This is a genomic window from Comamonas sp. Z3 (genome assembly GCF_008121565.1).
Classification (GTDB): domain Bacteria; phylum Pseudomonadota; class Gammaproteobacteria; order Burkholderiales; family Burkholderiaceae_C; genus Comamonas; species Comamonas brasiliensis.
Genome location: NZ_VOQU01000007.1, coordinates 289,610 through 304,435 on the forward strand (window position 1 = coordinate 289,610; position 14,826 = coordinate 304,435).

Below are 14,826 nucleotides of genomic sequence, written 5' to 3' on the forward strand. Positions count from 1 at the left end.
CCTTCTGAGGCATTCGCCTTGCCTGAACCCGTTTTGCGTAAGTCGTGGGATTGATTCTGGTCCAGGGTGAAGGCTGGCCGCCGGCCAGCCGCTGTCTCCGCCGTGCTCAGCTCACGGTCGCTTCATCGGTGCGGGTCTCGCCCTTGTTGTCCTTCCAGCTCACCGAGATCTTGTCCCCCGCCTTGGCCCCCTTGACCACGAACTGCAGAAACGGGTTCTTGGAAACCGCAGGCCCCCATTCGGCCTGCAGCACCTGCTTGCCGTTGTGCGCTGCCGTCACCTCCTGAATAAACCATGCGGGCACGGTCTTGCCTTCCGCATCCTTGCGCTGGCCAGTCTCCATCTCATGGGACATCAGCACGCGCACGGTAGTCTTGTCACCTGCAGCCTGGGCACGAATACGCATTGGATCAGCCATGTTCTTCTCCTGTTTCAGAGGATTGGTTGCCATCAGCCGCCGCAGCCACCGAGGGTGACCTTGACTTCCTTCTTGGCGTAGAAGGCCTTGCCATCGTTGGTGATGGCCACGGCATACACATCCGAGGACTGGCCCAGCTTTGCGCGGGTCAGGAAATTGGCGTCCAGCGCCTCGTTGACGGTGAAGGCCGCCACCAGCGTATTGGGGTTCTTTTCCACCAGCACCAGCATCTGCTTCACATTGGGCAGGCTGGTGGCCGCGCCCAGGGGCACGACGGCCCCGTTTTCGGCGATGTCGGGCGCCGTCAGCGTCACGTCCTTGCTCTCGGCGGGCGCAGCAGCTCCCATGGCCTTGAGCACATCGGCCACGGTCTTGGCGTCGAAGGCGGTCTTGTTATAGGCCGCCTGCGCAGCCTGCGGCAGCAGGCCGGCGGCCATCAGCATGCCGAGCACGGCCGCGCTGTTCCTGAGGGCGTCTCTACGTTTCATCGTTGTCTCCTTTTCATTCACATCACACAAGCGGGCTCAGGGCTTGGCCCCGGCAGCCAGCCACTGGGCAATCACCCTGGCATCAGCATCGCTGAGATTGGGCTGAGGCGGCATGGGTGTTGATCCCCAGACGCCGGAGCCTCCGACCCTGATCTTGTTTGCCAGATAGTCCGACTGGCCGCCGTGCTTGCCGGCAATGTCGCTGAAGGCCGGGCCGACGAGTTTCTGCGCCATGCCATGGCAGGCCATGCAGGCGTTCTTTTCCAGCAAGGCCGTCGGCGCCGCACTGGCCGATTTCCCGGTGGCTGCGGGCGGCGCTGCCTTGCTGGCACCGCCATCGGTGGTTATGCCGCGCTGGGCACCGACCAGCCGGTTCTGCTGGGCCAGATTGCCGTGGTTGTTGCCGGCATGCTCGGGCAAGGCCGAGCGCAGCGTGGGCGCGGGGCCGCAGTTGCTCATGCAGGCAGTAGCCAGCACATCGGGCCTGGCGCCTTTGCCGAACTCGTTGCCGGGCCACAGCGCATGCCGAGTCGTCATGCCGTTGCGGTTGGGCAGCTTCTGCTGTACCTCGGCGATATTGCTGTCGCTGAGTGTGAAGTTCTCGGGCACCACGCCGCCGAGGTTGAGCAGATAGGCGGTGACGGCATACACCTCTTCGGTGGACAGCGACTTGGGCGCATTCCAGGGCATGGCACGGTTGATGTAATCCCACAGCGTGGAGACCGTGGCCACCTTCATCAGGGTCGTGCGCCCCGGAAAGGCAGCATCCTTGAGCCGCGCCACATGGCCGGTCCTGATGTCCTCGGCCGTGGTGCCGCCGACCAGCGGGCTGAACACCTCGTTGGATTCGCCGAACACCCCGTGGCAGGACGCGCACTTCGCCTCCCACACATCCATGCCTTTTTGCACGGACCCCGAGCCCGGGGGCAGCCCCTTGAAATCCGGGCGCACATCGATATCCCAGGCCAGAACCTCCTTGCCCGTGGCATTGCGACCCACGCCGGGATAGCGGTCTTCGCCAGACTTGCCCTGTGCCGCAGCGGGCCCGGCAGCCACGCCCATGGCCAGCAGCGCCAGCAGCACCAGCGGTTTACGCAAGCTGAACATTGGCGACCTCCCCGTTGGCTCGTACCGCCCAGGACTGGATGGAGTTGTTGTGATAGATGGAGCGCGTTCCGCGTGCGGCACGCAGTTGCTGGTTGCTGGGCTGCACATAGCCGGTTTCATCCATGGCGCGGCTCTGGATGATGCATTCCTCGCCATTCCAGACCCAGTCCAGATGAAAGCGCGTCAGGCACTTGTCCATCACCGGCCCTTCGAGCCGGGCCGTGCGCCAGTTGCGGCCGCCGTCCACGCTCACATCCACGCGCCTGACCTTGCCGCGCCCCGACCAGGCCAGGCCCGTGATGTTGTAGAAGCCCTTGTCCAGCAGCATCTGCCCGCCGGACGGCGTGGTGACCACGCTCTTGCACTCCTGAATGCTGGAGTACTGGCGGTGCTGCCCATCGGGCATCAGGTCCACATAGTGGATGGCCTCATCCTTGGCCGCATAAGGCATGTCGCCCACTTCGATGCGGCGCAGGTATTTCACCCAGCTCACGCCCTGTACGCCGGGCACCACCAGGCGCAGCGGATAGCCCTGCTCGGGCCGCAGCATCTCGCCGTTCTGGCCGTAGGCGACCAGCACCTCGCCGGAAGTGATCAGCTCCACGGGAATGGTGCGCGTCATCGACGAGCCGTCCGCCCCCTCGGCCAGGATGAAACGGCCTTTCTTCAGATCGGCGCCGGCCATCTCCAGCAGGGTGATCAGGGGCACGCCTGTGAACTCGCTGCACGACAGCATGCCGTGCGTGTACTGCACCGTGGGCACGGCCACATTGCCCCACTCCATGCCGGTATTGGCGCCGCATTCGATGAAATGAAAGCGCGACACCGAAGGCAGACGCATGATCTCGTCCATGGTGAAGACCTTGGGGCTCTTCACCAGACCATTGATCATCAGCCGGTGCTTGGAGGGGTCGATATCCCACCAGCCCTGGTGGTGCCGCTCGAAATGCAGACCGCTGGGCGTGACGATGCCGAACAGCGACTGCAGCGGTGCAAACGATACCGAAGCCTGCTTGGTCTGGGTCAGCCCCGGGCTCTGGCGACGCTGCACATTGGCCTCGTACCTGGAAGGCTTGCCGTAGCCGTCGGTGACCACCGGCTGGCCCAGGCCCTTGCTGTGCGCGGGCAGCTCCAGAATATTCGGGTCTCCCTCGCCGCTCACGGCCTGCCGGCCCTGCGCATGGACAGCTGCAGCGCCGGCCGCTGCGGCCGCGAAAGCCCCGCGGATGAAGTCCCGCCGGCCGGCCCTGCCCTCGGCAAACACGGTGCCGACATCGCCTGAGCGCACGAAATTCTCGGGTGCCTTGCGCACCTTGCCCATCAACTGGCTTTGCATAAGCTCTCTCTTTGATCGCTGGTGGTGCTCGCCGGGAAAGCGTGAAGCGCCTGTCTCATCTGGCACCCTTGAGAATCCAGGCCGCCAGTGTCTGGGTGTCGGCATCGCTGAGTGCGGGCTGGGCAGGCATGGGCACCGGCCCCCATTTGCCGGAGCCGCCGGCCTTGATGCTCTTGACCAGGTAGGCCTGTGCATCGGCCTGGGCCGCATATTTGCTGGCCACGTCCTGAAACGCCGGGCCTACCAGTTTCTGCTGCGCCGCATGGCAGGCCATGCAGGCGTTCTTCTGCGCCAGCGCCTGATCCGCCTGCGCCAGTGCAGGAACAGCCAGCCCCAGAAGCACCGTCAAGCCACCCAGCCAGAATGCAGTCTTCATCGCTTGGTCTCCTTATATTTATATATAAGCATGTTGTTATTTAAAGTATCGGCCAGGATGCCCAATTTGAAATCCCGCGCTAACCCTCGTTATTCCTGAACAGGAACAACGAGGCTCAGCGCCCCTGCAGCGCCGCGCGGGCCGTCTGCATGCGCTCATCCAGATAAGCGCCATAGAAGTCGGGGATGGAGCTGCCGCTCAAGCGCTCGGCCACCTCCTTGTGAGCGGCTCCATAGAAGAGCACGGTCGGCGCGACCTCGATGCCCAGTTGCCTGACCATGTCGCCATGCGTGGTCGCCGCGCCATTCCAGTCCTGCAAAGCCTCACGCGACAGAAAATGAATCTGGGTCACCAAGGCCCCGGAGCGCTGCAGCGGCAGCAGATGATGCTCGCGCACCAGCTTGCAGAACGGACAGCCATGCAGGCTGGCCATGACCACCAGCGGCTGCTTGCGGGCCAGCGCCAAGGCCAGGTCATGCCGCAGACTCTGGCTGGTGGGCAGCAGACGCTCCGAAGCATCGAGCGCCGCCCACGCCGGTGCCGTGCCCGCCAGCAGCAACTGCAAGCACAGTCTTCTGCGGGCATCAAAGAAGCGGGCCGTGGCCGTCACGGCTTTTCCTGCTCCATCAGCAAAAAGGTGTTGTAGGCATTCATGCGATTGGCTTCCTTGAACAGCGGGTAGGCCGAAAACCTGGACCAGTCCGTCGCCTGGTAGGCCTCGTCAAACGGGTCGAGATTGGCGGCGGCCTTGCCCATGGCTTCGCGCAGATAGTGCAGATAGTCACGCGTCAGCTGCATATCCTGGCGCGGTTGCTCGGAGGCCGGGCCGTGGCCCGGCACCATGACCTTGACGGGCAGCTTGAGCAATTCGTCCAGCGCGGCAATCCAGTGCCGGCTGTCGGCCTGGCCCACATAGGGAATGCGGTTGCGAAACACCACATCGCCGATGAAGAGCACGCCGCTTTGCGGCAGGAAGATGGCCGTATCCTCCGGCGTATGCGAGGGCCCCATGTGCTGCAGCACAAGGTCCACGCCCCCGACCCTGAGCGTGGAGCTGTCGCCCGACACCCATTGATTCGCCGGCACCAGCCGCGTGCCCTGGTCGACCCAGGGAGCCAGATCCTTGCGCGAGGCCTCGAGCCGCAGATGCGCGGTCTCGGAGTTGATGTATTCACGCGCCTGGGCATGGGCCACGATTTTTGCGCCCAAGGCCTCGAACACCTGCAGGCCATAGATATGGTCGGCGTGATAGTGGGTCAGCAGCACATGGCTGATGGGCTTGGGCGTCAGCGTGCGGATTTTCTGCACCAGCTCCTCGGCCAGCGCGGGCGAGCCCAGCGCATCGATCACGACCACGCTGTCTGCGGTGATGACAAAGCCCGCGTTGGAGATGAAATTGCGATTGGCCGCACTGCCCAGTGCCGATACACCCTGCACGAAAAACACATTGGGCGCCACCTGCTGCAGCGCCATGACCGGTGCGCTGGCCGCTACCGGAGTGCCCGCTACGGGAGTGCCCGCCACGGGAGTGCCCGCCACGGGGTGCCCATCATGCGCAGCCGCTGCACCCGGCGCTGCGATGGTCGCTGCGATTGCCATTCCTGCAAAGCTCCCCAGCGCAGCTCCTGCCCAGCTTGTCATCGCGGTGTCTCCCTTGCGCGGGCAGCGACCGGCGCCATCGAAGCCGCCACTAGCGCTTGCCCTATTTTTGAATGCCTGCCTCCCCATTAATATAAGCAAGTGGCAATATTTAACCAGCAGCATCTTCCCTGATGCCCACAGACACCACAGGAGACCTTCGATGAAGCGCCAACTTGTTGCCCTGAGCTTTGCCCTGTGCACGGCGATTGCCGCCGCACAGGATGTGAAAGTGGTCTATCACGTCAACACCGGCGTGGAGACGGCGGCCGCCATACTCGGCAATATCAACAACGAACTCAACGCCTCGCCCACCGACAAGATCGTGGTGGTCACCCACGGGCCCGGCATAGACTTTCTGCTGAGCAACGCCAAGGACAGCAGGGGCCGCGAGTTCAGCGGCCAGGTCAGCGCGCTGGCGGGGCGCGGCGTGGAGTTCAAGGTCTGCAACAACACGCTGCAGACACGCAAGCTCGAAGCCTCCAGCCTGCTCATGGAAGCGTCGGTCGTCCCCTCGGGCGTGGCCGAAGTGGCGCGCCTGCAGGCCAGGGAAGGCTTTGTCTATCTCAAGCCCTGAGCTGGAAGCGGGCATGAAAAAAGGCGCCGCAGGCGCCTTTACTTCGAGGGCTCCAGCCCTCAGTTCTGTTCGATGGCAATCTGCACGCAGATGGTGCGGCACATATGGACGACCTTCTCGTTGGCGATGAAGTAGTAGATGCTGACCCCTTCGCGCCTGCGGCCCAGAATGCCGGACTGGTACAGCGTGTTCAGATGCTGCGACATATTGGGCTGGGTGGTGTCTATGGAAGCCAGCAGCTCGGAGACGTTTTTTTCTCCGTTGCACAACGCGCTGATGATCTTCAGCCGCATGGGCGCGGCCATGGCCTTGAACAGCTCGGCCGCACTCTCGAACACGCTGTCATCCTCAAGCTCTGACGATTCCATGAAACACTCCTGGGCACCTTGGCGGCCTGCAAGCGTCCCGTCTGGATTGCGTGCCGTGGTGCATGGCGCCAGTTTATAGGAAGGTCATGCAGCGTCTGCCATCGCCCGACGACAAACACTGACGGGCATCAGGCAATCCCAAAAAAGAAGCAGCTAGCGCTTGATTGACAATGATTTTAGGAACTTTCCTATCTGAAATCCATTGTTGATGTGCAAAAGCAGCTATCAAAAATCAGGTGGGCTTCCAGTCCAGAGACCAGGCACCGCTTTGCACGTTCTGCAGCCACAGGCAGCAGCTCAGGGTCTTGGCGTCCGTGACCTGGCCGGTGCGCACGCCATCCAGCAGTTCGGCAGCCGTCATGCTGCAGACATCCAGAAACTCGTCGGCGTCGAGCTGGCGCTCGCCCGCAGTCAGGCCGCGCGCGAAGAAGATGTGAATGATCTCGTCGGAGTAGCCGATCGCCAGATGCATGGGCCCGGCATAGGCCCATTCGCGCGCGCTGTAGCCGGTTTCCTCCAGCAGCTCGCGCTGGGCGCAGATCAGCGGCAGCTCGCCCTCATCCAGCTTGCCTGCGGGGAACTCGGTCATGACCCGCCCCACGGGGTAGCGAAACTGCCGCTCCAGCAGCACGCGGCCATCGTCGAGCAGCCCGATCACCACCACGGCACCGGGGTGCACCACATACTCGCGCGTGGCCTGCCCGCCATGGGGCAGGCGCACGGTATCGAGCCTGACCTGCAGAAAACTGCCCTGGTGTACCAGCTCGCTCTTGATGGGATGCTCAATCAGATGGGCTTCCTGAATTTCGGGGTCTTGTCGTGTCATCGCTGACTCATCCTTCACACGCGCCGTGGCGACAGCGCAAAAACATGCATGGGCTTAATCTTCGCAGAAGCGGGCTTCACTTTGCTGCACTCAGACCATGACACTCCCCAGCCTTACCAGCCAGATGGAAATACAGCGCCACCAGTTCGGCCGCGTGGCGGTGTTTCGCGGTGCCAAGGGCGGCAAATACCCGGATGGCAACCAGATCATGATCCGCGGCAGCGACACGCTGGCGGTACTGGACACGCCTATCGTGGCCAACCATATCGGAGCCGAGTTCGATGCCGCCGAGCTGGTGGTGATGGGCCATGTGCATGAGGACCATATGGCCGGCCTGCACCGCCTGCCAGACGCACAGGTCTTTGCTCACCTGAGCGATCTGGCGGCGCTGCAAAGCTGGGAGGGCCTGGTAGCCACCTTTGGCTGGGCCGATTCGACTCAGGCCGACATCATGCGCAGCAAGCTGGAGAGCGAATTCTTCTACGCGCCCAGACCCGATGCCAGGGGCTACGAAGATGGAGCCGTCTGGGGGCTGGGCCAGTCGCAGATTCGCGCCATTCATATGCCGGGCCATACGGCGGGCCACAGCGTGCTGCTGATCGAGCCCGAAGGTGTTGCCTTTATCGGCGATATCGACCTGACGGGCTTCGGGCCCTATTACGGCGACGCCTGCTCCTGTCTGGCGGACTTTCGCCGCAGCCTGGCGCAGCTGCCCGAGATCGAGGCCAGGATCTGGGTGACTTCGCACCACAAGGGCATTTACACCGAGCGCGAGACGTTTGTGCGAGACCTCAAGCGCTTTGCTGCGGTCATTGACGAGCGCGGTGCACGCATTCTCGAATGGCTGGCGCAGCGGCCCATGACGCTCGCCCAGATGGTCGAGCAGCGCCTGCTCTACCCGCCGGGCTTTGATGCGCCATGGGTACGGGGGGCCGAGGCGCGCAGCATTTCCCAGCATCTGGACGAGCTGCTGGCGGCCGGAGAAATCCTGCAGCAGCGCAACGCGCAGGGCGAAGACCTTTATCTGAGGGCTTGAATCCAGAGAGATAAAAAAGCCGACTTCTCAGGGAAGTCGGCGTGGCCGGGCGCCCGGCCACGCATCCACCAGGCAAGCGTGACAAACGCACAGCGGCTACCCCTTGGCTGATGAGCCGGTCCCCGTCACCCGGGCTTTGAGATTCAGGCCACAGCGTCCATGGGCTTGCGCAGGAAGCCCTGATTGGCGCCCTTGCGGTTGGGCGCAAAGCCGTTCCTGGCCAGGGTTTCGTCGGCAGTTTCGTAGAACACGCCGATCTGCTTGATATCGCGCGCCTGCCGGGCCGTGGCAATCGGGCGCCCGAACTCGCCCGCAATACGCACCAGCTGCCTGATCTGCTCCACGGTGCTCATCTTGCCCGTGCGGGTCTGGTTCCACAGCACGTCTTCGATACCGCAGCGCACATGCAGGCCCAGGGCCATGCCGATCATATTGATGGGCAGCACGTTCAGCACCGAGCTCTCCACCGTCACGATGGCGTTGTCAGGCACGGCACGCAGCATATTGGCCAGGTTGTAGATATTGGCCTGGTCCATGCCGCCGCTGATGGCGACCCAGTTCATGACCAGCGGGCCTTTGTAGACGCCGCGGCGGATCATGCGCTCGATGGTCTCGAAACTGTTGATGTTGTAGACCTGGAAGGCGCTCTGGATGCCCTTTTCGGACAGGCGGCGGATATGTTCCTCGACGAAGCTGGGGTTCGAAGGAACAATCATGTCCTTGTAGGTCTTGTGCAGATGCGGGAAGCCGCGCGAGACACCGCGAAAGTCGTCTTCGCCGGCATGCTCGGTCACGTTCATCTGCGTGGTGTTGACGGTCACCGTCACCTGATCGGGCACGGGAGTCAGCTCCGCCAGCATGTGGCGGGTGTCGTCGGAGAGCCACTTGGCCTGGCCATCCGGGCCTTCGGGCGCAAAGCTGATGGAGCCGCCGACCTGGATGATCATCTCGGGCACCCGCTCGCGCACGCCGGCGATCAGCTCGTTGAACTTGGACAGGCGCTTGCTGCCCTTGCCGTCGTCTTCGCGCACATGCAGGTGCAGCACGGTGGCACCGGCCTCATAGCAGTCCACAGCCTTCTGGATCTGCTCTTCCATGGTGACGGGAATGTCCTCGGGGAAGTCCGAGGGAATCCAGCCCGGAGCGTAGGGGGCGGCCGTGATGATCAGCGGCTGCTGGTTTTCGGGATACAGGTGACCGTCAAGAAAGTTCATGGTTGTCGTCTCCGGTTTGAGTGCGGGAAATCAGTGTCTGGACCAGCGGCAGCAGGGCATTTCAGCCCCTTGCCGATGCGTGAGGCCAGTATCAAGCGCGGTGCGGGATGCCACTTTGCATTTCAGGACACGCGCTTTCTCAATCACGACAGGGCCGGCAAGCCACGCCTGAAAGCGAGACAGGCAGCAAAGCTGCGCCAAGCGCTTTGCGGGCCGCAGACTCAAGCTGCCGCAGCCTGCGAACGACATCACCCGCATCGGGTAAGTGCGGGGTACTGCAGTCATCAAATGCGAAGTCGCAGGCATGAAACGTCAAGTCCGGCGACTGGCCGCCAGCCATGATGAATTGCTGCATTCCTCCACCCGGGCACCTGCACGCAAGGACATGCCAGCCGATTCAGCGCCGTATCTGCACTCTGCCAGGAGCGAGATCGGCAGCTTGACGAATGCCAGACCCCATGACAAAACGACAGGAGACCTCCATGACAAGCGCCGTGAATTTCGCAGAACCCGCCACGCCATCACGCAAGCAACATAGGCGCAGCATGGTTCAAAGCCTGCGCTGTTGCGCCGCCGTGCTTTGTACCGGCCTGCTAGCGGGTACGGCTGCGCAGGCCCAGACCCCGGCCCCCGCCTGGCCCAGCAAGCCCATACGTATCGTCATTCCTGCACCTCCGGGCGGCATCACTGACGGCGTGGCGCGTCTGGTGGCCGATCATCTGCAGACCAATCTGGGCCAGCCCGTGGTGGTGGACAACAAGCCCGGCGGCTCGGCCGTGATTGCCGAGCGCGCCGTGATGAATGCACCTGCCGACTGGCACACGCTGATGATTGCGCCCTCCAGCGTCTGGACCGACTTTCCGCTCACCGTGAAGACGCCGTTCGATGTGCACAAGACCTTCACCTATGTCTCGGATGTGGCGTCCATGGTGCACATGCTGGTCGCCAACAACAGCTTCCCGCCCAACAGGATTCAGGAAGTGCTGGACTACGCGCAAAAGAGCAGCAGCCCGGTCAATATCGCCAACCTGAGTCCCGGCACCCGCTCCGACATGCTGGGCGAGCTGCTGAGCGAGAAAAGCGGCGGCAGAATCACCGCCGTGCCTTACAAGGGATCGGCCCCGGCCATCGTCGACCTGATCGGCAATCAGGTGCAGCTGACCTTTGAGGTGGTGACCAATGCCGCCCCGCTGATCAAGGCCGGCAAGATCAAGGCCCTGGGCGTGGTTTCACCCAGCCGCTCGCGGCTGCTGCCCGATGTGCCCAGCTTTGCCGAGCAGAACATGCCCGACTTCGTGCTGCCCGATGCCAGCGTGGGTCTGTTCGTGCTGAGCAGCACGCCGCCTTCCTTGGTCCAGAAGGTGCGCCAGGAAATGGACAAGGTAACCCAATCCCCCAAATTCCAGGCGCAGCTCAGGAGCCAGGGCTTTGATGCGCCCCAACCGAGCACCATGCCGCAGCTGCAGCAAAAAATGCTGAGCACGGTGGAGCAGAACCGCAAAATTCTGAGCAAGCTCAGAGTCGCCGGCAACTGAAGGAAGCTGGCGTAGCCGTCCTCATCCCGAGGGCGGCACCTTGGTAGTGTGTTTGGCGGACCCTTGCGGCCCGCTTTTTTATGCGCCGCCCTGGCCTTCGTGTTGCGCCCTAGCGCGGCTGTCCTTGGCACTGCAGCCAAACTGGCTCTGATACCAGCGCGAAAAACTGCTGGGGGCCGTAAAGCCCAGCAACTCGGCCACTTCGGTCAGCGAGCGGCTGCTCTCGAACACATAGCGCACGGCCAGCTCCTTGCGGATATCGTTCATCAGCGAGGAAAAGCTCTGACCCTTTTCCGTCAGCCGCCGCTGAATGGTGCGTGGCACCACACCCAGGTGCTCGCTGACCTTCTCAATGCTGCAGCGGCCGCTGGGCAAGAGCAGCAAGATGGTGCGGCGCACATCGTCCAGCACCGCATCGTCGCTCACGGGTGCCACGGACTCCAGCAGCTTTTGCGCATAACGCACCATGGCGGGGTCGGCGAACTCGTTGCGCGTATCGAGATCGGCCTTGGCGCAGACAATGCAGTTGAACTCCTGGTTGAACTCCACGCGCTGGCCGAACATCAGGTGGTGCATGCTCAGGTCCTTGGGCGCGGCATGCTCGAAACACACCATGCGAGGCTGCCAGTCGCGACCTATCAGCTGCCGAATGGCGCGCACCATCACGCCCAGCGCCAGCTCCACGCGCTGGCGCGTAGGCTCATGGGCACGGCCGGCCAGCAACAGCTCACGGATCAACACCGTGTCGGCCTGCTCGTCCAGCTCCAGCGTCATGGCGCCGTTGAGCAGGGCCAGATGACGCACCAGCAGGTTCAGCGAATCGCGCAGCGTGGCCTGATCGCGGATCAGCAGGCCCACCGGCCCCATATTGGACAGCAGGCGCGAGCGCGCCATGCACAGACCAAATCTTTCATTGCCCGACTGCGTGGCCGAGGCCTGCAGCAAACGCCCCACCTTGTCCACAGGGATCATCAGATCCGGCTCGTCGAGCACCGCAGGGCTGAGACCAGCATCGAGCAGCATGCGCGCGCCATTCAACCCCGAAGCCTGGGCGACTTCGGCGTAATTGGTCAAGCAGGCTGCGCGAACGAGAGAGGCCATGGGGTTTCACTAACTTGGCACTAATTGCAAAGCACCAGTCATGTAATGACAAGCGCCGATCGAGGGGAGTTTTCACACTGGCGACATTGATTCTATAAGGAGACTTCCCAATGAAAAACGAGGTTGGCGCAGCACCCGCCCTTATCCGCTCCAGCTCTTTGACCCGCTCTCTGGAAGTCAATCCTCTGACCTGTTCCATCGGTGCGGAGCTGGCCAACGTTCATCTGGGTGCGGCCGCCGAGGACGAAGGCCTGATGGCCGAGATCCGCCAGGCGCTGCTCAGGCACCGCGTGATCTTTTTCCGCGACCAGGACATCACACGCGCCGAGCATGTGGCGTTTGCGCGCAAGTTTGGCGAACTGGAAGACCACCCGGTGGTGGGCAGCCACCCCGAGCACCCTGGCCTGGTGCAGATCTACAAGACCCCCGACAGCCCTCTGGACCGCAACGAGAACTCCTGGCACACCGACGCGACATGGCGCGAGCAGCCACCCATGGGCTGCGTGCTGCGCTGCGTTGAGTGCCCGCCCGTGGGCGGCGACACCATGTGGGTGAACATGGTGATGGCCTATGAGAACCTGCCAGCCGACATCAAGGTCAAGATCGAGCACCTGCGTGCCCGCCACAGCATCGAAGCGAGCTTTGGTGCCGTCATGTCTATCGAAAAGCGCCTGGCACTCAAGGCCCAATACCCCGACGCGGAGCACCCCGTGGTGCGCATCCACCCCGAAACCGGCGAGAAGATTCTGTTCGTCAACAGCAGCTTCACCACCCATTTCACCAACTACAACACACCCGCCAATGTGCGCTTCGGCCTGGACAAATCGCCCGGCTCCTCGCAACTGCTCAATTACCTCACCAGCCAGGCAATGATTCCCGAGTACCAGGTGCGCTTCAAGTGGCGCAGGAACAGCGTAGCCTTCTGGGACAACCGCTCCACCCAGCACTACGCAGTGATGGACTACCAGCCCTGCCACCGCAAGATGGAACGCACGGCCATCATCGGCGGCACCACGGACTGAGCCAGGAGACAGAAGATGACCTTGAACCACACGATTCTCATCATCCCCGGCCTGCGCGACCATGTGCAAGAGCACTGGCAGACGCTGCTGGCCAAGGAGCTGGCTGCGCAGTCCATCCCCTGCGTTACCGTGCCGCCGCTGGAGCAGGACAAGCTCAGCTGCCAGGCCCGCCTGGACGCGATCGACCGTGCACTGGACGGCATCGCCGGCCCCGTCATCATCGTGGCGCACAGCGCCGGCTGCATGATGGTCGCGCACTGGGCGCTGCGCCGAGCCCGTCCCATTCTCGGAGCCTTGCTTGCTGCCCCCGCCGATGTGGAAACCCAGATGCCTGCCGGCTACCCGCCCAAGGATGTGCTGGCAGCCCACGGCTGGACGCCCATCCCGCGCCAGCGCCTGCCGTTTCCCACACTGCTGGCAGCCAGCAGCAATGACCCGCTGACCCAGTTGGAGCGCGCGCGCAGCTTTGCGCGCGACTGGGGAAGCGAGCTGGTGGAGCTGGGCCCCCAGGGCCACCTGAACCCGGCCTCGGGCCATGGCCCCTGGCCGCAGGCAAAACAGCTGATCGAGGATTTGCAGGCGCGGATCGATGCCCGTCAGCCCGAACCAACGGCCTGAGCCGCCAGACGACCATCACGATGAATGCGCAGCCACCCACAAACTATAAAAGGTGCGCGCAGATGGGGAGCCAGATCTCCCCGTTGAAGGAGACAAGCAATGAAGGCAACGACACCCGCCTCGCGCAAATCAGTGGACACCGCAGCTTCTCGCACCGCGACAGCCAGCGCACTGCGCCGGAAATCAGGCCTGGCCGTCATGGCCGTGGCCGCCAGCCTGGCCTTGCCCGCACAGGCCGAGCAGACCGCAGACTGGCCGACCAGGCCCATACGCCTGATCGTCACCGGGCCTGCCGGCGGCACGGCCGACACCCTGGCCCGTCTGCTGGCAGAGGGCATGACGCAAGAGCTCAAGCAGCCCGTGATCGTGGAGTCCAAGCCCGGCGCTTCGGGCGCCATCGGCATCCAGGACCTCAAGTCGCATGGAAAGAGCGGCTATACCTTCCTGGTGATTCAGGACGGAGCGCTGAGCGAGGCACCGCAGGCCCAGAAAGTCAGCTTCGACCCGTTCAAGGACCTGACGCCGCTGGCCCAGCTCACACGCACCGGCCTGGTCATGGTTGCCACCAAGGAGCTGCCGTTCCAGACCCTGCCCGAGTTCATCAGCTACGCCAGGCAGCAACGCGACGGCGTGGACTTTGCCTCCTACGCCACGGGCCTGAAGGGCCACACCTCGGGCATGCTGCTGGGCCAGTTGGCCAATATCAATATGCGCCATGTGGGCTACAAGGGCTCGCCCTCCGCTCTGGTGGACCTCATGGGCGGCCATGTCCCGGTAATGTTCGATGGAGTCACCACTTCGCTGCCCCTGATTCGCAGCGGCAAGATCAAGGCGCTGGCAGTCGTCTACCCGAGCCGCCTGCAGACTTTGCCCGAGGTGCCGACCTTCTCGGAGCTGGGCTACCCCCAACTTTCCAAACCAGGCTGGTTTGCCGTGTGGTCCCATCCGCAAACCCCGGCAGCCATCCAGCAGAAGCTGCGGGATGTGGCGCTGGCGCATTTCCGCAAGGAGGCCGTTCTCAAACAGCTCGCTTCGCTGGGCATGGAGCCCGGCCAGCCGCTGAGCACAGCCGAGATGACGACCGACCTCCAAGAAGCCAGCCGCAAGCAGGCGGCCCTGCTCAAGTCCATAGGCTACAAGCCCGAGAACTGAAGCCCGGGTCCTTG

At 63.3% G+C, this 14,826-nt stretch carries 17 protein-coding genes; 6 read left to right on the top strand and 11 right to left on the bottom strand.

The window, feature by feature from the left end; translation table 11 throughout:
- Window positions 1–106: 106 nt before the first annotated feature.
- The 7 genes from soxZ to FSY59_RS21090 all read right to left on the bottom strand — a co-directional run bounded on the left by soxZ (window position 107) and on the right by FSY59_RS21090 (window position 5,366).
- Window positions 107–418 (bottom strand): thiosulfate oxidation carrier complex protein SoxZ, encoded by a 312-nt coding sequence (gene soxZ, locus FSY59_RS21060; protein ID WP_003053938.1) that lies wholly within the window; start codon window positions 416–418, stop codon window positions 107–109.
- Between the two features lie 32 nt (window positions 419–450).
- The gene (gene soxY, locus FSY59_RS21065; protein ID WP_019042819.1) at window positions 451–906 is read right to left on the bottom strand and encodes a thiosulfate oxidation carrier protein SoxY; all 456 of its coding nucleotides are present in this window, start codon (window positions 904–906) and stop codon (window positions 451–453) included.
- 36 nt (window positions 907–942) lie between these two features.
- Window positions 943–2,013 carry a c-type cytochrome gene (locus FSY59_RS21070; RefSeq protein ID WP_148729602.1) on the bottom strand — a complete coding sequence of 357 codons (1,071 nt, stop codon included), beginning with the start codon at window positions 2,011–2,013 and terminating at the stop codon, window positions 943–945.
- Window positions 1,997–3,349, bottom strand: a complete 1,353-nt coding sequence (gene soxC, locus FSY59_RS21075) for a sulfite dehydrogenase (protein WP_019042821.1) — start codon at window positions 3,347–3,349, stop codon at window positions 1,997–1,999. The genes FSY59_RS21070 and soxC overlap by 17 nt, the downstream gene beginning before the upstream one ends.
- A gap of 55 nt (window positions 3,350–3,404) precedes the next feature.
- Window positions 3,405–3,725: a c-type cytochrome gene (locus tag FSY59_RS21080; protein WP_019042822.1), complete on the bottom strand. Its 321-nt coding sequence runs from the start codon at window positions 3,723–3,725 to the stop codon at window positions 3,405–3,407.
- Between the two features lie 115 nt (window positions 3,726–3,840).
- Window positions 3,841–4,335, bottom strand: a complete 495-nt coding sequence (locus FSY59_RS21085) for a hypothetical protein (RefSeq protein ID WP_019042823.1) — start codon at window positions 4,333–4,335, stop codon at window positions 3,841–3,843.
- A complete protein-coding gene (locus tag FSY59_RS21090; RefSeq protein ID WP_148729603.1) occupies window positions 4,332–5,366 on the bottom strand; it encodes an MBL fold metallo-hydrolase in 1,035 nt (344 codons plus the stop codon). Before FSY59_RS21090 ends, FSY59_RS21085 begins: the two co-directional genes overlap by 4 nt.
- A gap of 160 nt (window positions 5,367–5,526) precedes the next feature.
- Between FSY59_RS21090 and FSY59_RS21095 the strand changes: the two genes are divergently transcribed.
- The gene (locus FSY59_RS21095) at window positions 5,527–5,940 is read left to right on the top strand and encodes a DsrE family protein (protein ID WP_019042825.1); all 414 of its coding nucleotides are present in this window, start codon (window positions 5,527–5,529) and stop codon (window positions 5,938–5,940) included.
- Between the two features lie 59 nt (window positions 5,941–5,999).
- Here the strand turns inward: FSY59_RS21095 and FSY59_RS21100 are convergent, their stop codons facing one another.
- Together FSY59_RS21100 and FSY59_RS21105 are read right to left on the bottom strand one after the other, a co-directional pair.
- Window positions 6,000–6,308, bottom strand: a complete 309-nt coding sequence (locus FSY59_RS21100; RefSeq protein WP_003053925.1) for a metalloregulator ArsR/SmtB family transcription factor — start codon at window positions 6,306–6,308, stop codon at window positions 6,000–6,002.
- A gap of 232 nt (window positions 6,309–6,540) precedes the next feature.
- Window positions 6,541–7,134 (bottom strand): NUDIX domain-containing protein, encoded by a 594-nt coding sequence (locus FSY59_RS21105; protein ID WP_148729604.1) that lies wholly within the window; start codon window positions 7,132–7,134, stop codon window positions 6,541–6,543.
- Between the two features lie 97 nt (window positions 7,135–7,231).
- On the opposite strand from FSY59_RS21105, the gene FSY59_RS21110 reads away from it, so the two are divergent.
- Window positions 7,232–8,170, top strand: coding sequence for an MBL fold metallo-hydrolase (locus FSY59_RS21110; protein ID WP_148729605.1), 939 nt, complete (start codon window positions 7,232–7,234; stop codon window positions 8,168–8,170).
- Window positions 8,171–8,313: 143 nt separating this feature from the next.
- Here the strand turns inward: FSY59_RS21110 and FSY59_RS21115 are convergent, their stop codons facing one another.
- Window positions 8,314–9,384 (bottom strand): 3-keto-5-aminohexanoate cleavage protein, encoded by a 1,071-nt coding sequence (locus FSY59_RS21115; RefSeq protein WP_019042828.1) that lies wholly within the window; start codon window positions 9,382–9,384, stop codon window positions 8,314–8,316.
- A 482-nt stretch (window positions 9,385–9,866) separates the two neighbouring features.
- On the opposite strand from FSY59_RS21115, the gene FSY59_RS21120 reads away from it, so the two are divergent.
- A complete protein-coding gene (locus FSY59_RS21120) occupies window positions 9,867–10,919 on the top strand; it encodes a tripartite tricarboxylate transporter substrate binding protein (RefSeq protein WP_255439624.1) in 1,053 nt (350 codons plus the stop codon).
- A gap of 78 nt (window positions 10,920–10,997) precedes the next feature.
- Here FSY59_RS21120 and FSY59_RS21125 read toward each other — a convergent pair whose 3' ends face one another.
- Entirely contained in the window at window positions 10,998–12,020 is a 1,023-nt protein-coding gene (locus tag FSY59_RS21125) for an AraC family transcriptional regulator (protein ID WP_148729606.1), read from the bottom strand.
- Window positions 12,021–12,130: 110 nt separating this feature from the next.
- On the opposite strand from FSY59_RS21125, the gene FSY59_RS21130 reads away from it, so the two are divergent.
- From FSY59_RS21130 to FSY59_RS21140, 3 genes are all read left to right on the top strand, one after another.
- Window positions 12,131–13,042, top strand: a complete 912-nt coding sequence (locus tag FSY59_RS21130; protein WP_148729607.1) for a TauD/TfdA family dioxygenase — start codon at window positions 12,131–12,133, stop codon at window positions 13,040–13,042.
- Between the two features lie 15 nt (window positions 13,043–13,057).
- Window positions 13,058–13,660 (top strand): alpha/beta hydrolase, encoded by a 603-nt coding sequence (locus FSY59_RS21135; RefSeq protein ID WP_148729608.1) that lies wholly within the window; start codon window positions 13,058–13,060, stop codon window positions 13,658–13,660.
- A gap of 99 nt (window positions 13,661–13,759) precedes the next feature.
- Window positions 13,760–14,812 (top strand): tripartite tricarboxylate transporter substrate binding protein, encoded by a 1,053-nt coding sequence (locus FSY59_RS21140; protein WP_148729609.1) that lies wholly within the window; start codon window positions 13,760–13,762, stop codon window positions 14,810–14,812.
- The last annotated feature ends 14 nt before the right edge of the window (window positions 14,813–14,826 follow it).

Bases quoted from the DNA above. Each gene is read 5' to 3' on its own strand.
- soxZ (WP_003053938.1), bottom strand. From the start codon at position 418: ATGGCTGATCCAATGCGTATTCGTGCCCAGGCTGCAGGTGACAAGACT.
- soxY (WP_019042819.1), bottom strand. From the start codon at position 906: ATGAAACGTAGAGACGCCCTCAGGAACAGCGCGGCCGTGCTCGGCATG.
- FSY59_RS21070 (WP_148729602.1), bottom strand. From the start codon at position 2,013: ATGTTCAGCTTGCGTAAACCGCTGGTGCTGCTGGCGCTGCTGGCCATG.
- soxC (WP_019042821.1), bottom strand. From the start codon at position 3,349: ATGCAAAGCCAGTTGATGGGCAAGGTGCGCAAGGCACCCGAGAATTTC.
- FSY59_RS21080 (WP_019042822.1), bottom strand. From the start codon at position 3,725: ATGAAGACTGCATTCTGGCTGGGTGGCTTGACGGTGCTTCTGGGGCTG.
- FSY59_RS21090 (WP_148729603.1), bottom strand. From the start codon at position 5,366: ATGACAAGCTGGGCAGGAGCTGCGCTGGGGAGCTTTGCAGGAATGGCA.
- FSY59_RS21095 (WP_019042825.1), top strand. From the start codon at position 5,527: ATGAAGCGCCAACTTGTTGCCCTGAGCTTTGCCCTGTGCACGGCGATT.
- FSY59_RS21100 (WP_003053925.1), bottom strand. From the start codon at position 6,308: ATGGAATCGTCAGAGCTTGAGGATGACAGCGTGTTCGAGAGTGCGGCC.
- FSY59_RS21105 (WP_148729604.1), bottom strand. From the start codon at position 7,134: ATGACACGACAAGACCCCGAAATTCAGGAAGCCCATCTGATTGAGCAT.
- FSY59_RS21110 (WP_148729605.1), top strand. From the start codon at position 7,232: ATGACACTCCCCAGCCTTACCAGCCAGATGGAAATACAGCGCCACCAG.
- FSY59_RS21115 (WP_019042828.1), bottom strand. From the start codon at position 9,384: ATGAACTTTCTTGACGGTCACCTGTATCCCGAAAACCAGCAGCCGCTG.
- FSY59_RS21120 (WP_255439624.1), top strand. From the start codon at position 9,867: ATGACAAGCGCCGTGAATTTCGCAGAACCCGCCACGCCATCACGCAAG.
- FSY59_RS21125 (WP_148729606.1), bottom strand. From the start codon at position 12,020: ATGGCCTCTCTCGTTCGCGCAGCCTGCTTGACCAATTACGCCGAAGTC.
- FSY59_RS21130 (WP_148729607.1), top strand. From the start codon at position 12,131: ATGAAAAACGAGGTTGGCGCAGCACCCGCCCTTATCCGCTCCAGCTCT.
- FSY59_RS21135 (WP_148729608.1), top strand. From the start codon at position 13,058: ATGACCTTGAACCACACGATTCTCATCATCCCCGGCCTGCGCGACCAT.
- FSY59_RS21140 (WP_148729609.1), top strand. From the start codon at position 13,760: ATGAAGGCAACGACACCCGCCTCGCGCAAATCAGTGGACACCGCAGCT.